This window comes from Collinsella sp. AF19-1LB (assembly GCF_003459655.1).
Lineage (GTDB): Bacteria > Actinomycetota > Coriobacteriia > Coriobacteriales > Coriobacteriaceae > Collinsella.
Genome location: NZ_QRWO01000085.1, coordinates 1 through 307, shown reverse-complemented (window position 1 = coordinate 307; position 307 = coordinate 1). Strand labels below are relative to the sequence as shown.

At 46.9% G+C, this 307-nt stretch carries 1 protein-coding gene; it reads right to left on the bottom strand.

Features of this window, described 5'->3' with window-relative positions; translation table 11 throughout:
* Positions 1-307 (bottom strand): DDE-type integrase/transposase/recombinase (locus DWX39_RS10855; RefSeq protein ID WP_233512217.1); only part of this gene is annotated, 307 nt, incomplete at both ends.

Here is a 307-nt window from a genome sequence, read left to right as displayed (position 1 = left end):
CCAGGCCATTGGTAATGTATACCGCGGTCTGAATGAACGATAGGATGCTTGTCATCGCCCAGGGCCTCTCTCGCTTTTACCAGCATGGTATTGACCAGTTTGGCATTCGGCGACGTGCCGATCGTCCATGCGACAATCTTGCCGTCAAAGACGTCAGTTATAGCTGACAGGTATACTTTCCCTGCAGATATGTGGAATTCCGTAATATCTGTGAGAAGCAGCTTTCCTAATTCGTCGGCATGAAAATTCCTGTTAACGAGATTAGGGGCAGGTGAAATTTCTCCTTTGTAGGAGCTATACTTTTTAG